Source organism: Candidatus Aalborgicola defluviihabitans, from assembly GCF_016705985.1.
Lineage (GTDB): Bacteria > Pseudomonadota > Gammaproteobacteria > Burkholderiales > Burkholderiaceae_C > Allorhodoferax > Allorhodoferax defluviihabitans.
The window spans coordinates 284746-304266 of sequence record NZ_JADJKN010000008.1 but is presented as its reverse complement, the minus strand read 5'-3'; the positions used below and the strand labels follow the sequence as shown (position 1 = coordinate 304266).

Below are 19521 nucleotides of genomic sequence, written 5' to 3'. Positions count from 1 at the left end.
ATCGGCTTCGCCGCCCACTGAATTTCAACGTTAGCCGTCAGAAGGAGACCCCTGTGCTCATCTACCGCCCAAAGGCCGAACTTACGGGAAAGCGCCTTTCCGCTCATACCATCGCCAGCTTCATGGCGGCGCAAGGCAGCAATAGGCCCGAGGCCGTAGCCTCGGACGTTTCAATGCGCGAGGACCTACTACGCTTCCTACTTCGGGAACGGACAATTACCTACTGGAAAGCCAACGGTTGGCTCAAAGCGGATCCCTTCGGGACCGAACTGCGATTGACTACGGACGGACGCCGAAAGGTTGAAGGTCGACTTGCGGGGGAACCGAAGGCCCAAGCTGTGACCGCGCCGCAGGTACCCGAGGCACTACAGGTCATTTCAGGCGCGTTGCGCGAAGAGCCGCTCGATTCATTCCGATTACAAATCACACAACCGGATCGTCTGACGGATGCCCCACGAACACCAGAGATTGAAACTGCCTCAGTCGAAGTCACGCCTACGGACGAACGGCTACTGCAAGCAATATGGACCCGTCGCGGCCAGGCGGACTTCAGAGCGAAATTGTTGCTCGCGTATGGCGTGCGCTGCGCAATCACAGACTGCGGTGCTGAGGAAGCGCTGGAAGCCGCACACGTATTTCCGTTCGCCGAAGATCGGAACTACGAACTGTCAAATGGTATTCTCATGCGCGCCGACATGCACACTCTATTCGATCTGTTCCTCCTTTCGATTGAACCAAAGACGACGGCAGTGTGGCTCGCTCCAGGACTATTACCGCACTACGGTGAACTCCATAGTCGAATTGTCAAATTCCCCAAAGACCCCTCGCTTAGGCCAGATGCTGCGCGGCTCGAACATCACTTTGAACAATGGAAAATTCGCTGGCAACCGGCCAAAAGCTGACTGCTAGCCCTTCGTATATGGACTCCCCCACAAGTTCAAGAAACTAATCGATAGTTTGGCAGTCTGGGAAGCGCCTGCTTCTCGTTTTCCGGCATCTGGTGTGGACTCTGCTTTGGTCCGTGCCGACATGGAATCTGCGTCACCGATGCGCCAATCGGTACAAACGGCTGCAAATGAGCCGGAAGAGTTATCGGCGACTATCGGTGTGGGGTGAACCCGGTTGGCCATGATGGTCGATCAATCTCGTCGCAACGCGTGATGGGTGTTCAGTTTCTTCTTGGTGACGGCTGTTTCGAATGCTTGCAGTTCAAGCTGACATCACAAAACTCTCCCTATTGATCTTCTTGTTCAGCCTGGCACTCTCGCCAAACGGCTCCTTGTCCCGCAGCGTGGCGTAACAAATTCGTGCCAGCTTGTTGGCCAGTGCACAAGCCGCCTTGTTGTGGTTGCTTCGACTCTGCACATCCAATGCCCAGCGGCGCACGCCACACACCTCGCGCCCGGCGTCCTGCGCCACCTTGGACGCACGCAGCACGCTCCTGGCCCCGTGGGTCAGCAACATGCGCAAGTAGCGATCCCCCTTCTTGGAGATACGCCCCAGATGGCGGCTACTGCCCGAGCTGTACTCCTTGGGCGTCAGACCAAACCAGCTGGAAAAATGCCGCGCATCCTTGAAATGGCTCACATCGCCAGAAGTCGCTGCCACCAAGGCAGTGGCCGTGAGCAGCCCGATACCCGGAATCGACAGCAACGTCGTGCAAGCCGGACTGAGCTTGGCAATGGCAGCCAGTTCACGCTCCAGCTGCGCAATGCGGGCTTCGAGCAGTCGAATTTCTTCAATCAGCAGTTTGGCTGTGCCACGAATCAAATCCGGCACTGCCGTATTGGGGTCAGCCAGCACGCGGCTGATTGCTTCCACGCCCGTGCGTGCACCCACAGGGATGGCAATGCCAAACTCACGGCAGAAGCCGCGCAATGCATTGATGCGGGAAGTGCGTGTGCCCATCCACAAGGAACGAATGCGGTGCATACCTTGCAGCGCTTGTTGTTCGACGGACTTCACCCGCACGGGACGCATGTCAGACGCACGCGCCGCTTCCAGAAGTGCGGCAGCATCGGCCGCGTCGGTCTTGTTGCGCTTGACGTAGGCGCGGATGTACTGGGCGGGCAGCAGGCGAACCTCGATACCCAGGCTATTGAGCCAGCGCGCCCAGTGGTGGGCTGAGCCGCAGGCTTCCATGATGACCAGGTTTACTTCCCGGTTGAGAAACCAACGCTCGAACTGGGTGCGCGTCAGGCGCTGGGTTTCAATAATCTTCCAGTGTTCATCAGCCACAGCAAGTTGAAAGACAGACTTTGCAAGATCGACGGCAACAGTAGTAGCATTCATGTCGGACTCCTTACGATTGAAAGACCTGATCCCCATGCCTATGACGACCAGAGCGCCACTGTTGCGCAAAAAGACGGGGGAGTCCATCCCATCATTCAAGCGGACTGGCCTACGGCCAGCCGCTTAAGTCAAGCATGAGAGATCATGACGGCACCCTACAAGAGCGAAGTCGATGGGTTCATTGCTCACGTCGAGGGCGTGATGGAGTCTGTCGGGGGTGTGGCCTCGCCTTTGCATCGAAAGATTCTGTACGCGACGGCGCTCGATCCTTTAGCTAGGGCGGCCTATGGCTACAAAGGCAACAGAGATCGGCTAACGCAGTTGATTCGCGACCTCTCAAAATGGACGGATTCTGAACGCGTCAGTCTTCCGCAACTGCAATTGAAACTCCGGTTGGCCGGCCTATTCCGACGAAAGCTGTACCGACATGTGTCACTGGAGTTGCAATCGTGGGGTGAAGGTGTGCGGGTCGGACTTCAGCACTCACCCCATGTTCACGAGCTTGCCTCGCTAGCTGACACCGCAGAGATGAAACTCGTTGAAGGCGCGCGCTATTCAGAACTCTTCTACACATACCGCAATAACCTTGTACACGAGTTCAGGGAGCCAGGCTATGGATGGGATGTATCTGGCACGGCCAAACGGCCGTTCTACATGTCTTACCTCGGTAGGGAGGGGCAATGGGAACTGACGTTTCCGGTCCACTTCTTCCGCGATTTAGTGACTGGCTCCATAGAGAGTTTGAAGGTCCATCTGTTGGCCAAGAAAATTGATCCTTACAAGCAGTTCAACTTCGGCTCAATCTGGAGGGGCAAATGATCTCTAACAGGCCGCTGCATCCGACCGCCTACGGCGTCGGCTGAGCGGCAGCGTAAAAGCGGGGCTAGTCGCAGCCAATCGAACGACTGCCGCCGTTTCTGGGCTACGTCGGCATCCGCAGCGTTCCAGTCCTAGAGTCAGCTGCCGCAAGCACCCTGCCGCAGGCAAAGGCGGTAGTGACGCTCGCGGATGAACGTGGGGCGAACCATTCAGGCCAGGTGGCGTAGTTCCCGCAGGGCCACGGATACCGGGGCCAGGTCTGCCGCTTGTGTGCTGATGGTGGTCAGCAAACTGTGAAGGCGTTCGATGGCCTGGCTGTGTTGCGTGTGCCATGTGGCCACATCTTCCTTGCGGGAGAGCTGGCCCAGCGTGATCTGGCGGGCAATGGAATACACATCATCACGCGCGCTGCCACGAGCCTGGGTTTGCCACAGGGTGTCGGTTGGCAGGCGGTTGATCTGGGTGCGCCATTCGGTCAGGCCCAGTTCTGCGTCGATGGCAAAGTAGGCGCGTGCAGCCTGCTCCAGACTGGTGTTGGCGCTTTGGGCCAGGTCTACCAGATCCAGTGCCGGGAAGATGAATTCCAGCGCTGTCAGGTTCTGCGCCAGTTCGGCTTCGACTCCGGCCGTGACCAGTACATCAGTCGCTTGCTGCCAGGCAGCCTGCGCGGTGGCGGGTAACCAGACGGCCAGGTTCTGGCGCATTTCGCGTGCTGCCGGCTGGTAGCGCTGGATCAGTGTGGGCAAGTCAGTTCCCTCGGCGCGGATGCGCAGCATCCAGCGTGAGGCACGTTGCGCTATGGCAATCAACTTGGTCAGCAGGTCGAGTTGCAGGCTGGCGTCCACCTTGTAGTCCAGCGCATCGATCTGGTCCCACAGGGCTTCGAGGTCAAAGATTTCACGGGCCAGGGTGAAGGCGCGAATCACGTCGGGTGTGTTCGCGCCAGCTTCGGTCGCGATGAAGTTGACAAAGGTCGCCCCGGTGCGGTTGAGCACGGTGTTGGTGATGAAGGTGGCGATGATTTCGCGCTTCAAGGGGTGGGCGGCTATGGCAGGGCCAAACTTCTGCGTCAACACCTGCGGGAAATAGGCCTTGAGCGCGCGGCTGAAGAATGGATCATCCGGCAGGTTGCTGGCCACCAATTCGTCATACACGGACATCTTGGCATAGGCCAGTACCACGGCGTTTTCAGGACGAGTCAGGCCTACCTTGCGGGCGCGGCGCTTGGCGATTTCGTCATCGGTTGGCAGGAACTCAATGGCGCGGTTGAGGCGTTTGCTGCCTTCAAGCCAGTGCATCAGGCGCTGCTGGCCGTCCAGTACATACATCGGACGGTGTGTGGCAATGTCCAATGCCTGAGGCTGGTAATAGTTGTCTTGCAGTACCAGGTGGCCCACCTCGTCGGTCATGGACGCCAGCAAGTCGTTGCGTTGTTTCAGGGTCAGGTCGCCGGCTTCCACCACGCCGCCCAGCAGGATCTTGATATTGACTTCGTGGTCGGAGCAGTCCACACCGGCCGAGTTGTCAATGGCGTCGGTGTTGATGAGTCCGCCTTTTTGTGCGTACTCAATGCGACCGTTTTGCGTGCAACCCAGGTTGCCACCTTCGGCCAGAACCTTGCAACGCAACTCGGCACCATTGACGCGGAACGCGTCTCCGGCCTTGTCACCCACTTGCGCATGGGTCTCAAAGCTGGCTTTCACATAGGTGCCGATGCCACCGTTGTACAGCAGGTCGACAGGTGCTTGGAGAATGGCCTTGAGCAGCTCGACCGGTGGCAGTTCTTCGGCGTCGATACCGATAACGGCACGGGCTTCTGGGCTGAGCTTGATGGACTTGGCGCCGCGTGGGAAAACGCCGCCGCCTTGCGAAATCAGGCTCTTGTCGTAATCGTCCCAACTTGAGCGCGGCAAATTGAACAGACGTTTGCGCTCGGCAAACGAGCGCGCTACATCGGGTGTCGGGTCGATAAAGATATGGCGATGGTCAAAGGCCAGCACCAACTTGATGTGTTCGGACAGCAGCATGCCGTTGCCAAACACGTCGCCCGACATGTCACCGATACCCGCCACCGTGAAGGGCGTTGTTTGTGTGTTGTGGCCCAGGCTGCGGAAATGGCGCTTGACAGACTCCCAGGCGCCACGGGCGGTTATGCCCATCTTCTTGTGGTCGTAACCAACCGAGCCGCCTGAGGCAAATGCATCGCCCAGCCAGAAACCGTAGTCGGCGGACACGCCATTGGCAATGTCGGAGAAGCTGGCCGTGCCTTTGTCGGCGGCTACCACCAGGTAGGGGTCGTCCACGTCATGGCGCACTACGTGCAGTGGTGGCACCACGGTGCCCTTGACGATGTTGTCGGTAATGTCCAAAAGACCCGAGAGGAACAATTTGTAGCAGGCAATGCCCTCGGCCATGAAGGCGTCGCGGTCGCTCGCTGGGGGGGCATTTTTGAGCACAAAACCGCCCTTGGAACCCACCGGCACGATGACCGTATTTTTGACCTGCTGGGCCTTGACCAAGCCCAGAACTTCGGTACGAAAGTCTTCGCGTCGATCGGACCAGCGCAGGCCGCCACGGGCCACCTTGCCGCCGCGCAGGTGCACGCCTTCGACTCTGGGTGAATACACCCAAATTTCAAACAGGGGTTTGGGCTCGGGAACACCGGGTACTTCGCGCGGATTGAGCTTGAAGCTGAGGTAAGGTTTGGCGCTGCCTGTAGATGTGGTCTGCCACAGGTTGGTGCGCAAGGTGGCCTGCACGGTGGCGACAAATTGGCGCAGGATACGGTCTTCGTCCAGGCTGGCAACCTGACCCAAGGCAGTGTCTATGCGCTGCTTGATTTGCTGTTGCGCCGCAGTGCGATCCCCGGTTTGCGCAGGGTCGAAGCGGGCCATGAACAGTTCGACGATGGACTGCGCAATGCTGGCGTTCTTGGCCAAAGTTGCTTCGATGTAGCTTTGGCTGAAGGCAAAGCCCAATTGTTTGAAGTAACGGGTGTAGGCGCGCAGGACCGATATGGCACGTGCGTCCAGGGTGGTGACCAGTACCAGTCGGTTCAGGTCATCGCTTTCCACCTCACCGCGCCAGGCTTTGGCAAATACGGATTCGAAGCGATCTTTGACGGTGGCGAGATCGGTGTTGGGCGGCAGTTGCAGGCCCAGGTCGTGGATCCACAGCGTCTGGTCATTGTTGCCAATGCGGTAGGGGTGCTCGTCCAGCACGCGTGCGCCCATTCGTTCGAGCACTGGCAGGGAGTCGGACAAGGCCACTTTGGCCGTGTTGTAGATTTTGAAGCGCAGTGTGCCCGGGACGGCGTCCAGTGGGCGGTATAGCTTGACGGCCAGAGGCGCGTCGGCAGACAGGGCCGCCAACATGTCGGCGTCTTCGGCGGCGACCTGGGCCGAGAAGTCTTCGCGGTAGGCCGTGGGGAAGGCTTCGGCAAAACGGTGTGCCATGGCCAGGCCGGGGCCTTCGCCATGGGCTCGCAACAGTTCGGTGGTGCAATCGTCTTCCCAGCGCTGGGTCAGGCGGGCGATGCGGGCTTCCAGGGCAGCCAGACTGACGTTCTGGGGTGCGTGGTCTTTGGCGCGCACCAGGTAGTGAATACGGGCCTGTGGACTGTCGGTCAGCATGGGTGTGAATTCGATGGACTGTCCATCGAGCGCTGCCATCAGTTCATTGCCGATCTTGACACGCAATTCAGTATTGAAGCGTTCGCGTGGCACAAACACCAAGGCCGAGGTAAAGCGCCCAAACGGGTCGCGGCGCAGGAATAGGCGGGTGCGTTGGCGCTCCTGCAGGCGCAGAATGCCAATGGCATGGTCGCTCAGGGTGGCGGTATCTATCTGGAACAGCTCGTCACGCGGGTACACATCCAAAATGGATTGCAGGGATTTGGCTGCATGGCTTTCGGGCACCACGCCAGCGGCTGCCATTACGGCGGCAACACGGCTGCGTACCTGGGGAATCTCGCCCACGGGCGCCGAGTAGGCGGCGGCGGTGTACAGACCCAGGAAGCGCGCCTCACCAATCACCTGGCCGCCTGCGTCAAAGCGCTTCACGGCAACATAGTCCAACCAGGCCGGGCGGTGTACCGTGGCCCGCGTCATGGCTTTGGTCACCAGCACCAGTTCGTTGGATTCCAGCAGGGCCACGGCTTCAGCCGGCAGATGGGTCTCCAGGGTGTGAACCGGGCCGCGCAAAATGCCCAGACCGGTTTCGGGCTTGGCTACCAGACTGACCCTATCGCCTTCGCGCTTGAGTTCATAGTCACGGGCGCCCAGGAAGGTGAAGTGGCGGTCTTCCAGCCAGCGCAGAAAATCGACGCCTTCCTGACGGTCGGTGGGCGACAGTGAAGAACTGGTTGCCTCAGCGGCCATGGCCTGCGCGCGCTCCAGCATGGCGCGCCAGTCTTGCACAGCGGCGCGCACGTCACTCAACACTTGTTCTAGCTCATCAACCAGGGCCTTTTGTTCGTCGGCGCTCACAATCCGGTCGCATTCCACCTGAATGAGGGACTCCACTGGGTCAGTGCGCCCGGCAGCACTAGCGGCAGCAGCGCTGCTGACGGTGAGTACTTTGCCCGTGGCATCGCGTGTGATGCTGAGCAAGGGGTGAACAATCCAGTGGGCTGTGCGGTTGTTGCGGTTGATGGCCATGGTGACCGAATCCACCAGAAAGGGCATGTTGTCGTTGACGATCTGTACCACCGTGTGATCGCTGACAAAACCGTCTTCAGCCAGTGTGGGGTTGAAGACCCGGATGCGCGCTGTATTAGCAGCGCGGGGTGCATCCAGCAGACGCCAATGTGCGTTGGCAATGGCAAACAAAGTGACGGGGCCACGGGCTTGCAGTTCGTCGGGGTCGGTGTTTTCGAAATAGGCAGCGACGAAATCGGTGATTCGACTGGAAGCCGGACCTGCGTGTTCCCGGGTATAGGACAGCAGCTCGGCGAGCGCGGTAATGGTCATTGTGTGCTCCTGGATATCTTTTGGATGTGGCGGATTCTAGGCCTGCACCCGGTGCTTGAGTCGGTCTTTCTACTGGCAGTCATGGACTTATGCAAGAGTCGCATTACGCTCAAGCGGTACCATCGCTGCATTGCCATTTCATTCAACCCACGCCATGCCACTTCAATTCGCAACCCGTCTGAACAATGTAGAAACGTCCGCCATCCGCGAGCTATTCAAGCTGCTGGGCAAGCCCGGCATCATCAGCTTTGCTGGCGGCTTTCCCGACCCGGCCATGTTTGATGTGGACGGTATCCGCGAGGCCGTCAACGCCGCGCTAAGCACCGAGCCCGGTGCAACTTTGCAATACGGCGCCACTGAAGGGCACTCCCCGTTGCGTGAACAACTGGCAGCCTTTATGGCGAGCAAGGGGTGTAACGACGTAACGGCCGAGGACCTGATCGTTACCACTGGCAGCCAGCAGGCGCTGGACCTTCTGGGCAAGACCATGATCAGCCCCGGCGACAAGGTGATTGTGGAAGGCCCCACTTTTTTGGCCACGATTCAGTGCTTCCGTCTGTATGGCGCAGAGCTGATCAGTGCCCCGATAGACGCCCATGGCGTGCAAACCGACACACTGGAAGCCTTGATCGCCGAACACAAGCCCAAATTTGTCTACCTGATCCCCACCTTCGGCAACCCCAGCGGTGCCATGTTGAGCCTGGAGCGCCGGAAAAAAGTGCTGGAACTGGCGGTGAAGTACCAGACCCTGATTGTGGAAGACGACCCCTATGGCGATTTGTACTTCAACGCCGCACCACCGCCCAGTCTGTTGGCACTGAGCGCCGATGTGCCCGGCAGCCGCGCGTTGCTGGCCCACTGCGGCTCCTTGAGCAAGGTGCTGAGCCCTGGGCTGCGTGTTGGCTGGATGATTGCCCCGCCCGAGCTGCTGGCCAAAGCCACTATGTGCAAGCAGTTCAGCGATGCCCACACCAGCACCTTCGCGCAGGCTACCGCCGCGCAATACCTCAAGGCTGGGCGCATGCCAGACACGCTGGCCCATGTTCGGAAGGTATACGCCGAACGTGCTCTGGCCATGGGCAGCGCGCTGCGCAGAGAGCTGGGTGATGCGATTGATTTTGTCCAACCGCAAGGCGGCCTGTTTGTGTGGGCACGTTTGACCGGGGCCGGTGGCAAGCTGATTGACGGCGGCGAGTTGGCCAAGAGGGCGATTGAGAAGGGCGTGGCCTTTGTACCGGGTGCCCCGTTTTATGCGTCCAACCCCGATCTGTCGACCCTGCGCCTGAGCTTCGCGACGGCATCGGTCGAAAAGATTGAAGAGGGCGTCGGGCGTTTGGGTGCGGCGCTGGTCGCATGAAGCACAGCGTAGAACGCGGCAAGTTCGTGCTACATCGGTGGATGAAGACACTGCTCGGCCAAACTCCTTGGCCTAGTGGACTGCCCGTGGTGACCCAGGGCTTTGCCGGCGAAGCCATCAACGAGCCTGGGCCCAACCCTGAGACTCCTTTGGTTTCGGTGGTCATGCCGGTTTACAACGCGTGCCGTGTCAATAAACAGTTTCTGATCAAGGCGCTGGACAGCATCGCCAACCAGACCTACAAAAACGTCGAGTTGGTCATTGTTGACGATGGCTCTACCGACGAAACCCATGCGGTCTGCCAGGACTATCTGAAGGCCCACCCAGAGCTGCGGGTGCAGTACCTCAGGAAGGCCAATGGCGGGCAGTCCTGCGCGAGGAACTTTGGTGCACGGGCCAGTCAAGGAGACTACATCGGTTTCCTGGATCAGGACGACGAATGGTATGAGAACAAGCTGGAAAAAGTAATTCCCTGGCTGGCCAATAAGACCATAGACGTGCTGTACACCGACGCGGACAACATCGATGGCGACGACAACGTGACTTTTGGACGCATCCATGGCCAGTACCACTGTGGCTGGCCACATCCCAAGTCGTCATTGGAGGATATTCTTTTCAAAGACATCTTTGTGATGCCTGGCCTGATGACTATCAAGAAGTCTGCTTTTGATGCGGTGGGTGGGTTTGACGAAAAGTTGTCGGGCTACGAGGACGATGACCTGTTTCTGCGGCTCTACGAGCGATTCAAGTTTTTCTACCTACCCATCCCCACATTGCGCTGGCGCATGTATGGTGACAACTACAGTTTCTCCCACCGCATGCTTGCCAGTCGCGTGTACTACTGGAACAAGCTCATCGCAAACTACACCCGTCAGGGGAAGGATCGTTACCGCGTGCACATGATCTCACTGCGTTTCTTCTGGCAATTCATGGGGCAGGCCAAGATGCAGTACCAAATGGACAATGAGATGTGCTGGGATAGCTACAAGGGTGCCAAGGGCATCTTGCCCCACCTGCCGTGGCTGCCGCGCGCCATTTTTTCACTGGTATTTCTCTTTCCAGATCGGCGTATGCTGCCGCTCATGTCCCGGACGCGGGCCGTTTTTGGGCAGTAGACTTGGCAGGTTCACACAGGCCTTTTAGCAAAGGAATACCATGGCATCATCCCAACCCGTTGCTTCAGAATCCAGCGACTTTCTCATTGTGGGTGCCGGTATCGCCGGTGCATCGGTGGCGTACTATTTGGCACCACATGGTCAGGTTACTCTGCTGGAGCGCGAATCCCAGCCTGGATACCATTCCACCGGCCGTTCTGCCGCGCTGTTCATGGCCAGTTATGGTGGGCCGCAGGTGCGGGCTTTGTCGCTGGCCAGCCTGCCGTTCTATGCCAACCCACCAGAAGGTTTTTCCGAACATCCCCTGATTAGCCCGCGTGGCGCGATGATGGTGGCATCTGCTGAGCAAACGGAGGCGTTGGATGCCCACTGGCAGGTGCTCCAGCAGTTGTCGCCTTTGGCGCGGCGCCTAACGACGCAAGAGGCCCAGGTGCTCGTTCCGGTTTTGCGGTCCGATGTGGTTGTCGGCGCCAACTATGAGCCCGATGCCACCGACATGGACGTGCACGCTATCCATCAGGGTTTCCTCAAAGGCATGCGCCGCCAGGGTGGCACGCTGGCCTGTGATGCCGAGGTGGTTGGCCTGCGCTACGATGGAACCGTGTGGCATGTGCAGGCAGCTGATGGGCGCACCTGGACGGCGAAAGTGGTGATCAACGCTGCTGGCGCCTGGGCAGATGAACTGGGGCGTCTGGCCGGTGCCCAATCGATTGGCCTGCAACCTTGCAGACGTTCGGCCTTTGTGTTTGCACCGCCTGAAGGGGTGTCAGTAGAAAAGTGGCCCATGACCTACAGCGCGGGAGAAGATTGGTACATCAAACCCGATGCCAGCATGTTGCTGGGTTCGCCCGCCAATGCAGACCCTGTTCCACCACAGGACGTTCAACCCGAAGAACTGGATATTGCCATGGCCATGCACGCCATCGGTGAAATGACCACGCTGGAAATACGCCGCCCGCAACGCACCTGGGCCGGCTTGCGCTCCTTTGTGGCTGATGGCGGGCTGGTGGGCGGCATGGACGCCAAGGCGCCAGCATTCCTCTGGGTGGCCGCGCAGGGCGGCTACGGTATCCAGACGGCGCCCGCCATGGGCGAAGCCTGCGCCGCGTTGGCGCGCCGTCTGCCTTTGCCGACGCACATTGCGGCCCAGGGGCTGACGGCTGAAATGCTGGGGCCGCAGCGACTGAGCAAAACTTGAATCCAATTGCCGGGCTGGGTCAAATAACACGACGCCGCAACAACTGGCGCCAGGCGACGGCGGCAATCACGGCCCAGACCAACGTGCGCAGGCTCATGGCGATCACCGTACGCGGCTCGTAGGCGCCACCAAAATACACGTGCACGCCAAAGGCTGCGAAAGTGAGCGCTGTTGCAGCGACAATGGCGACGGCCAGTAACGCAGCCCAACGCTGCTGCATCCATAGCCCAGCGCCGGCGATGACATACGCAAAACCTGCTACGAAGTTGAACCAGAGAACAAATGGCACATAATTTCCGGCAGAGGCGCGTGCAGCCTCGCCACCGAACAGGACCGTTCCGCCTTCTTTGATGGTCAGCAGGCCAAATCCAACAGCGACTAGGGAAATCACCCGGACCCAGACGCTGCGCTGCTTATGTGTCGTCATGCGTATTCCTCTCAGTTCATTTAGTAGTTCTGGATATTCCCAGACCGCCCGTCCCAGCGATCATTCAAACCCCCGTCCTTCACCCGCTTCCTCATGGGTCACTCCGTCGCGGATGTGGTAGATGCGTTTGAAGGTCGGGATAATTTTCTCGTCATGCGTGACGACAATGATGGCGGTTTCGTATTTGCGCGCCATATCGTTGAGGATTCGGATGACGGCCATGGCGCGTTCTGAATCCAATGGTGCGGTGGGTTCATCAGCCAGGATTACCGGTGGACGATTGACCAAGCCGCGCGCAATGGCAACGCGTTGTTGTTCGCCACCCGAAAGCTGCGAAGGCATGGCTTTTGCCCGGTGTTGCACGTCCAGAGCAGTGAGCAGATCCAGCGCACGCTTGCGCGCCTCGCCGTTGGGCACGCCCGCGAGCATCGGTAGCAACGCCACGTTGTCCGTGACATCAAGAAATGGAATCAAATAGGGGGGCCTGAAACACGAAGCCGATCTTGTCGCGCCGCAAGGCTCGCAGGTCGCGCACTTTCCAACCCTCATCGTAGATCACTTCATCACCCAGCGTCATACGCCCGGCAGTAGGGTCGATCACTGCGCCCAAACATTTGAGCAAAGTGCTTTTGCCTGAGCCGGAAGGGCCAATCAACCCAACCACCTCGCCGGGTGCTACTACCATGTCCACGCCCTTCAGGGCGTCGACGGCTGTGTCACCCTCACCATAGCGCTTCTTTATTCCTTCGATGCGAATGCCTTTACCCATCATCTCACCCTCCAATCGCTTCGGCCGGATCGACCTTGAGTGCCATGCGAATGGCGACGAGGCTGGCCAGAACACAAATCACGAGTACGGTGAAAAAACCGGCGATGGTGTCGAACGGTATCAACAGCACATACTTTGGGAAGAGCGGTGCTGCAAACGTCGCAGTGATCTTGCCGACCACAAAGCCGATCACGCCCAAGGCGAGAGCCTGTTGAAGGATCATTGCGGCGATGGTCCGGTTGCGGGTGCCGATGAGCTTTAACACCGCGATCTCACGGATCTTGTCCATTGTTAGCGAATAGATGATGAACGCCACAATGGCGGCGCTGACAATGGCCAAAATGGCCAGGAACATGCCGATCTGCTTGGCCGAGGTGGCGATCAATTTGCCGACGAGGATGTCCTCCATCTGCGCCCGGGTGTAGACCGTCAAACGCTTCCAGCGCCGGATGGATTCGGCCACCTCGTCTGGTGCGTGGCCGGGTTTGAGTGTGACCAATACGGCATTGACAAAAGCATTGGTGCTTTGCGAAGCAATTACCGCATCGAGTAGACCGGGAACGCCTGCTTGATTAAAGGCGGGGTTGGCTTCGGTGCGCCGTCGGCTTTGCCAAATCGCATCGTTGTCTTTGAGGAATTGCGCCTCCTGGGCGTCCTTGAGCGGGATAAATAGCATCGGGTCGCCACTGGAGGACACCATGCGCCGGGTCAAACCCACGATGGTGTAGTGGTTGCGCCGGATGGCAATGCGATCTCCGAGTTTGAAGCCGGATGCGATGTCTGCCACCGCCTCATAGTGACCGCGGGTAAGCTGGCGTCCGGCGATAAGATACGGCGGCCAACCGGGTGTGACTCCCAATTCGCCCGGCGCGATGCCGACGATCATGGCACGTACATCGCTCTTGCCTTCGTCTTTGCGCACCTGCATGGTCAGGTAGGTAATGTTCGAAGCCCGGGCGACGCCCGGCATGGCCAGGATGGTGCGATATGTGCCGTCGTTGATGCTGGATGACTCCGCATAGGGGCCTAGCGTGTCGCGTTGCACTACCCACAAGTCAGCGCCACTGTTGTCCAGCAATGCTTTGCCGTCATCCACCATGCCCCGATACACGCCCGCCATGACCAGGGTGACACCAATCAGCAGACCCAGGCCGACACCGGTGAAGACGAACTTTCCCCAGGAATGGAGAATGTCGCGTCCGGCCAGGCTAATCATCGAGACACTCCCGGAATCCGGTCGACGGTGTGGATGCGGCTCTTCTGCGTCAGCTTCTTTTCGCTATAGGTGACAATTTGGTCGCCCACATTGAGTCCGTCGCGGACCTGTACGAAACCATTCAGGTCCGAAACGCCGAGTTTGATTGGGGAAAAACGCAGGTCGCCGTCGACGATTTGCCAGACACCGACCTTGTCGCCTTCGCGCTGGACGGCAGCATTGGAGATGGTTGGCGCCGCTGCAAGCGCCGGCAGATCGACCGTAACCTCGGCCAGTTCACCCATCGGCGGCAGCGGTTGTGGGATGGTATCGAAGACCACTTTAGCCAGCATTTCCTCTGTTATTGCATCTGCCTTGGGCTCTACGCGCAGCACCCGGCCCTTCAATGTCTGGCCGCTGCGGGAACGCAAAACGATGCGTGCCGGTAGTTCTCCGGTCAGCCCTGATGCGCTAATCTGGTCGAAGCGTACGTTGACCCACAGGCTTTTGGTGTCGATGATTTCTACCACCGCCTGGCCAGCAACGATGGTCGTGCCAGGGTCGGCATCCCGCACGGCGACCACGCCATCGACCGGCGCGATCAGGCGCAGATTGCTCCTCTGCGCGACCAGCCCTTCGCGGTCTGAGCGTGTGCGGGCACTGTCTTCCCGAGCGGCAGATACTGCTGCATCGGCAATCTGCAGTTCCTGGCGCTTGGTGGTTACCATTTCCTCGCTCACTGAGCGCACTGCAAACAGTTGCTCGTAGCGGCGTGCCTGGGTTTGTGCGTAGATTTGCCGAGCCTCTGCCTCGCGCAAAGCCGCCTCTGAACGCTTGAAAGAAGAGTTTTGTGAGCGAACCCGGTCATCGAGATCAACCGGCTCCATCTCACCAAGCATCTGTCCGGCCTTGACCTGATCTCCCACATGCACATCCAGGCTCTTGACACGCCCGGCGAATGTGGGCCCGATCTTGTAGGTGTAGCGCGCCTCTACCGTGCCGATGCCAAACAACGCTGGCGTGACCGCCCTTGACTCAACGGTTGCAAGCGTGACTGCAACCGGTGCGAGCGGTCCAGATCGCAGACCCACATAGATGAAGACCACGAGCAAGAAAACGATGACGGCCAGCAGTGCCAGTGTGCGACTTTGCAAAGGTAATTTTTTCATTGTGTACTCCTGATACCACGTCGGTAGATTGCAAATACTCTTGGCGCATCGCGCTGCATTTTTGTCACATCACCAGCGAGCAGTGACTGCATGATCAATCCCTGAATCGTGCCAATGAACAGCGTCGCTGCAGCCTCGCTATCCAGTGAGAAAGACAACTCACCGTTTGCCTTGCCTTGCTCAACGAGACGAAGCAGACGCTCGCTGTAACGTTGAATCAAGGTCTGCACCATGCGCTTGGCCGGCGTCGATTCGGCACGTTGAAGCTCGCCAAACATCATCCTGGGCACACCGGGGTGCTCCGCCACAAATTCGATATGACTCATGAACATGGCCTCCATGGCGGCCAAGGGTGACTCGATCCCTTGAGTCGAACGATCAATTCGTGTCAGAAGTCGTTCGGCCACCCACTCCATGACCGCCTGCCAAATGGCTTCTTTGCTCGGGAAGTGCCGAAACAGCGCGCCTTGGGTCAGGTTCATGTGTTTGGCAATCGCTGCAGTGGTGATCTCGCTAGGATTTTGTATGCCGGCAAGTTCGACGACGGATTCGACGGTCATTGCACGTCGTTCATGTGCCGGAAGGTTCTTTGTAGGGGTATCCACGGAGGAAGATCCTTGTAAAAGGTAGTAATTAATTACTATCTTATCACCAAGAATTGAAGTCTACAAGAAAAGCGGAAGCGCCTCTCGAACGCGCCCTACGAGAGTCGACGTTCCTTTGGCTGAATCAAACTATTGACCTATTGGTTTAATTGGAGTGATGTGAACTGAGCCAATCCATAGTCAGTCCAATCGAAAAATGCTATTAATAGTATAGCTACCAAGTAAATTTACACGAGGGCTAGAGGCCAATTTGACCGATGGTAATTTTGCTACTGAAGGTCTTTCACCAACCGTTGAAACTCAGGGGCCTGGTCCAGTAAATCCCCGCCGACACTGACCAGTGCGCGCACCTGCTCAGGCGCTAATTTGAAGGTCGTAGGCACTGCCATCATCCGGTCGCGCTGGGTTTTGTCGGCAATGTCTTGTAGGCTTGTTTCGATCAGGTAAAACTCGGGCACGCCGTCGTAGGGGCTGTCTGGCTGGCGGGATAGCTCCAGTGCTTCCTGGCGCCAGTAATGGAAGCTGGTTCGGAGCCAAGTTTTCGTTTCGAACGAAATATTGTTCATCAATGCATCCAACACGGCAGAAGCCATCTGACGGATGCTGGGTGGCTCGCCCGTTTGGTCAATGCCTGAGTCCGGTAGTACCTCGGCGCTTACCACCAGAAAAACCACCTTGCGCACTCCGCTCACACCCATGCGTTTGAGCAACGGCCCGAAGCCACCTCGCACCACGCTGGATTCCAGTGGCCCGCGCAGACCCAGGTTGTCCGACACGCCACCGTCGATCAGGTGAATCCAAGGGCGGCCATCGGTTTCGCTGGAATTCAGGTACGAGTCAAAGTCGGCGGCATGGCGTTGTGCGCGCAAGGCCCAGGACTCGTCCTGTGTACCCCCGGTTGCTTGCTGCACCCAGTGGGGCTGCTTGTAGCCGCAATGCCCACCGTGGTTTTTCAAGGTCACCGGTCCAAACAGAATGGGCACTGCACTGGAAGCAGCTACCGCGCGCGAAATCGGCAGGGTGGATAGGTCAGTGCACAGCGGGTCGAACTGGTCCTGGGTGAACTGAAAGTCGGCGCCGCGGTTCAAATCGGTGGCGTGGATCACTATCAAGGGGCGTTGCCGACGGGCCAGCAGGTCGGCATAGGTTTTGCCAGTGAACAGGCGCCGCTCGATGATGGCGCTGAGCAAATCTACCCGGTCGTTGTTGGACCAGCCCAGCACTTGGGCCATGCCGTTGACAGACACGTAGTGGTCCCATAGCTCGGTCTGAAAGTCGGCATAGAGAAAGCGCTCAGGAAATTCCGAGAAGAAGGCGTCGCCATGCAATCCGAAGTACGCCGCAGCATAACTGCCACCCGAGACCGAGTTGATGACGTCAATCTCATCGAGCAAGCGCCGTGGCTTGCCATTCCAGTGGATGGGAGTGTCACGCAGTTTTTGCAGCACGCCGTAGGCTAGCGCTGCTGATCGCGTGCCGCCTCCCGAGATGGACAACACCACAAAAAGACCATCACTATTGTCCGGTCCGGGCGATAGGTTGGAGAAACGGTAGCCGTATTGGGGGCTGACGGTGTCCAGTAGCGCGGCCGGTTTGGGTGGCAGTATCAGCGTGGTACAGCCGCCCAGCAATACGAACAGGCCTAGCAATACCAGGCCCACCCATCTCCGCCAGCCAGTGAAATGGCTCAAGGCTTGCGAACAGCCCAGGTCCAATAGCGCACCAAGTCGTCCAGGCCTTCAGGGCCGGAAACCGTGGCAAATGTTTGCAGAGCCTTGTCGTTCTGACCGGCCTGGGCATAGGCAACCGCCAGGTGCAGGCGGGCATCTTCTGGGTGCTTGGGGATGCCCTTGGCAATGCCTTTTTCCATCAACTCCAGCCCTTTGTCGAACTGCTGCATGCCCACCTGGTTGAAGCCCAGGTTGAACAGGGCAAAGCCGTCGGGCTTCTTCAATGCACTGATGGTGTCAGCTGCCAGAGTCTTGCGGTCTTGTTCGACCTCGTGGGCCAGCTTGGTGCGCAGCTTCTTGTGGGCGTCGGTGTTTCCCAATAGTCCTTCGGCCGCACCTCGCTCATAAGCGCTCAGGCCTTCAGCGGAATAGCCCGCCTTTTGGGCCAGTTCAATGTAGTCCGTATAGTCCACCGCATCTTCTAGGGCGCGGGTGAAAAAAGCCAGCCGCAAAGTGTCAAGTTGCAGGCGGATGGACAGGTCGGAGCGGTTCAGCAGACGGTTGATCAGCGAGCGCCAATGTTCCTTTGTGGGGTAGTACTTAACCAGCTTCTCCAGCGCCCGGGTCGAGGCGGCCGTGTCCTTGAGGTTCGTGCGGGCCTGTGCCAGCATCGTCAGGTGGGCTTGCGAAGGGTTCTTTTTGGCCTTTTCGTCCAGTGCGATTTCTTCATCAATGAGATCACTGCCACGGGCCAGATTACCTGCAAGCAACAACGATTGAATACGCACATCTTTGACGGCTTGCTCGGTTCCGCCGGCCTGGATATTGCGATCCATCCATGCAGCGGCCTTGGTGTAGTCCTTGGCGCGGTAGTGAACAATGCCAACCGCCTGCATTAACCGCAGCGATTCGTCCCCCTTGAGCCATGCACCTGCCTTGTCCAATTGCAGGATTTGCTCAAGCAATTTGGTTGCACCAGCGGCGTCTTCTTCGCCTATGGCAATACTCAATGCCAATCGGTCGATGATGTAGGACTCGTAGGGGGTCTTGTCTGCTACTGCCTGGGCGATCTGGAGTTTTTCTTTGGCGGCAGCAAACTTGTTCTCTTTGATGAGATTCTGCGCATCCAGTAGCGGTGCGCTCAAATTGGCGCGAACACCCGGTGCAGTGGGTGCCGAAGCAGCCGCAGCAGGGGTTGCGGCGGTTTGGGCATTCACGAGGCCAATGGCCAGTACACAGGCCAATAGGGTGCTTGCTTGAATAATACGCATGGTCATTTGGTCTTTCATTACTTGCCAGAACCGGGGTTGCACAGCGCATGTTGCCCCAATTGCACAACGATATCTTGCGCTTTCTTTACTTCGGCCACGGTGGCCACCGCGGCGATGTTGGAGACCAGGCTGCCCAAGTATTTGCCGGTGCCATCGGTCAACGATTTGAGCGCGATGCAGCGGTTGGCCAGATGCTTCTTGACGATGGTCAGGTCGGCGGCGTCACGCACTTCTGCAGCCACCACGCCCAACGCCAGTACGCCGTCGTTGGTGGCGTCCACCAGAGCAAGTTGCTGGGTTACCAGCTTGAGCATGTCCTTGTCATTGGGAGATGCCGTTTTGGTGCGCTTGGTCAGGTCAGCCAGGCTGGCGGCCAAACTTCCAGAGAGCTTCAAAAATTCAGAAGCGGATTTACCGATGGCGGCCTTGTTTTGTGCGAATGCGGGTTGCGTCAGCAGTGCAACAGCCAGCAGAGAAGAATACAGAATGCGAATGGTGGGCATAGGAATAAAACCTTGTGGGTTGAACGTGGGCGAAACTGTACACCGGTTCTGGGGCGGGTTGCAGAGAATGGCGCAAACATCCATTGTGTCCTGTGCGAATGCCCGAACGTGAACGATGACATTCGCACTGTCTCGATCATGACTGGAATGGGCTTTGGGCG

General features: G+C 58.4%; 14 protein-coding genes and 1 pseudogene. 5 read left to right on the top strand and 10 right to left on the bottom strand.

The window, feature by feature from the left end:
* Positions 1 to 53 precede the first annotated feature (53 nt).
* On the top strand, positions 54 to 902 hold the full coding sequence (locus IPI80_RS11815) for an HNH endonuclease (protein WP_413860273.1): 849 nt from the start codon (positions 54 to 56) through the stop codon (positions 900 to 902).
* Positions 903 to 1209: 307 nt separating this feature from the next.
* Here the strand turns inward: IPI80_RS11815 and IPI80_RS11810 are convergent, their stop codons facing one another.
* Positions 1210 to 2292, bottom strand: coding sequence for an IS110 family transposase (locus IPI80_RS11810; protein WP_413860271.1), 1083 nt, complete (start codon positions 2290 to 2292; stop codon positions 1210 to 1212).
* A 144-nt stretch (positions 2293 to 2436) separates the two neighbouring features.
* On the opposite strand from IPI80_RS11810, the gene IPI80_RS11805 reads away from it, so the two are divergent.
* Complete coding sequence (locus IPI80_RS11805) at positions 2437 to 3111, top strand: hypothetical protein (RefSeq protein ID WP_413860269.1); 675 nt, start codon at positions 2437 to 2439, stop codon at positions 3109 to 3111.
* A 209-nt stretch (positions 3112 to 3320) separates the two neighbouring features.
* On the opposite strand, the gene IPI80_RS11800 is transcribed toward IPI80_RS11805, so the two are convergent.
* Positions 3321 to 8081, bottom strand: a complete 4761-nt coding sequence (locus IPI80_RS11800; protein WP_413860267.1) for an NAD-glutamate dehydrogenase — start codon at positions 8079 to 8081, stop codon at positions 3321 to 3323.
* Positions 8082 to 8235: 154 nt separating this feature from the next.
* Between IPI80_RS11800 and IPI80_RS11795 the strand changes: the two genes are divergently transcribed.
* The 3 genes from IPI80_RS11795 to IPI80_RS11785 are packed head-to-tail and all read left to right on the top strand — an operon-like array spanning position 8236 to position 11751.
* A complete protein-coding gene (locus IPI80_RS11795) occupies positions 8236 to 9438 on the top strand; it encodes a PLP-dependent aminotransferase family protein (protein ID WP_413860265.1) in 1203 nt (400 codons plus the stop codon).
* A complete protein-coding gene (locus IPI80_RS11790) occupies positions 9435 to 10553 on the top strand; it encodes a glycosyltransferase family 2 protein (protein ID WP_413860263.1) in 1119 nt (372 codons plus the stop codon). The genes IPI80_RS11795 and IPI80_RS11790 overlap by 4 nt, the downstream gene beginning before the upstream one ends.
* Positions 10554 to 10593: 40 nt before the next feature.
* On the top strand, positions 10594 to 11751 hold the full coding sequence (locus IPI80_RS11785; RefSeq protein WP_413860261.1) for an NAD(P)/FAD-dependent oxidoreductase: 1158 nt from the start codon (positions 10594 to 10596) through the stop codon (positions 11749 to 11751).
* Positions 11752 to 11770: 19 nt separating this feature from the next.
* Here IPI80_RS11785 and IPI80_RS11780 read toward each other — a convergent pair whose 3' ends face one another.
* The 8 genes and pseudogenes from IPI80_RS11780 to IPI80_RS11745 all read right to left on the bottom strand — a co-directional run bounded on the left by IPI80_RS11780 (position 11771) and on the right by IPI80_RS11745 (position 19360).
* Complete coding sequence (locus IPI80_RS11780; protein ID WP_413860259.1) at positions 11771 to 12178, bottom strand: hypothetical protein; 408 nt, start codon at positions 12176 to 12178, stop codon at positions 11771 to 11773.
* A gap of 60 nt (positions 12179 to 12238) precedes the next feature.
* Positions 12239 to 12950 (bottom strand): annotated as a pseudogene (locus IPI80_RS11775) (ABC transporter ATP-binding protein).
* Between the two features lies 1 nt (position 12951).
* Positions 12952 to 14163, bottom strand: coding sequence for an ABC transporter permease (locus IPI80_RS11770; RefSeq protein WP_413860257.1), 1212 nt, complete (start codon positions 14161 to 14163; stop codon positions 12952 to 12954).
* The gene (locus tag IPI80_RS11765; protein WP_413860255.1) at positions 14160 to 15311 is read right to left on the bottom strand and encodes an efflux RND transporter periplasmic adaptor subunit; all 1152 of its coding nucleotides are present in this window, start codon (positions 15309 to 15311) and stop codon (positions 14160 to 14162) included. Before IPI80_RS11765 ends, IPI80_RS11770 begins: the two co-directional genes overlap by 4 nt.
* Positions 15308 to 15916 (bottom strand): TetR/AcrR family transcriptional regulator, encoded by a 609-nt coding sequence (locus IPI80_RS11760; protein ID WP_413860253.1) that lies wholly within the window; start codon positions 15914 to 15916, stop codon positions 15308 to 15310. Before IPI80_RS11760 ends, IPI80_RS11765 begins: the two co-directional genes overlap by 4 nt.
* Positions 15917 to 16185: 269 nt before the next feature.
* Positions 16186 to 17607, bottom strand: a complete 1422-nt coding sequence (locus IPI80_RS11755; RefSeq protein WP_413860251.1) for a patatin-like phospholipase family protein — start codon at positions 17605 to 17607, stop codon at positions 16186 to 16188.
* Entirely contained in the window at positions 17604 to 18857 is a 1254-nt protein-coding gene (locus tag IPI80_RS11750) for a tetratricopeptide repeat protein (protein ID WP_413860249.1), read from the bottom strand. The genes IPI80_RS11755 and IPI80_RS11750 overlap by 4 nt, the downstream gene beginning before the upstream one ends.
* A 17-nt stretch (positions 18858 to 18874) precedes the next feature.
* Positions 18875 to 19360, bottom strand: coding sequence for a hypothetical protein (locus IPI80_RS11745; protein WP_413860247.1), 486 nt, complete (start codon positions 19358 to 19360; stop codon positions 18875 to 18877).
* Positions 19361 to 19521 lie beyond the last annotated feature (161 nt).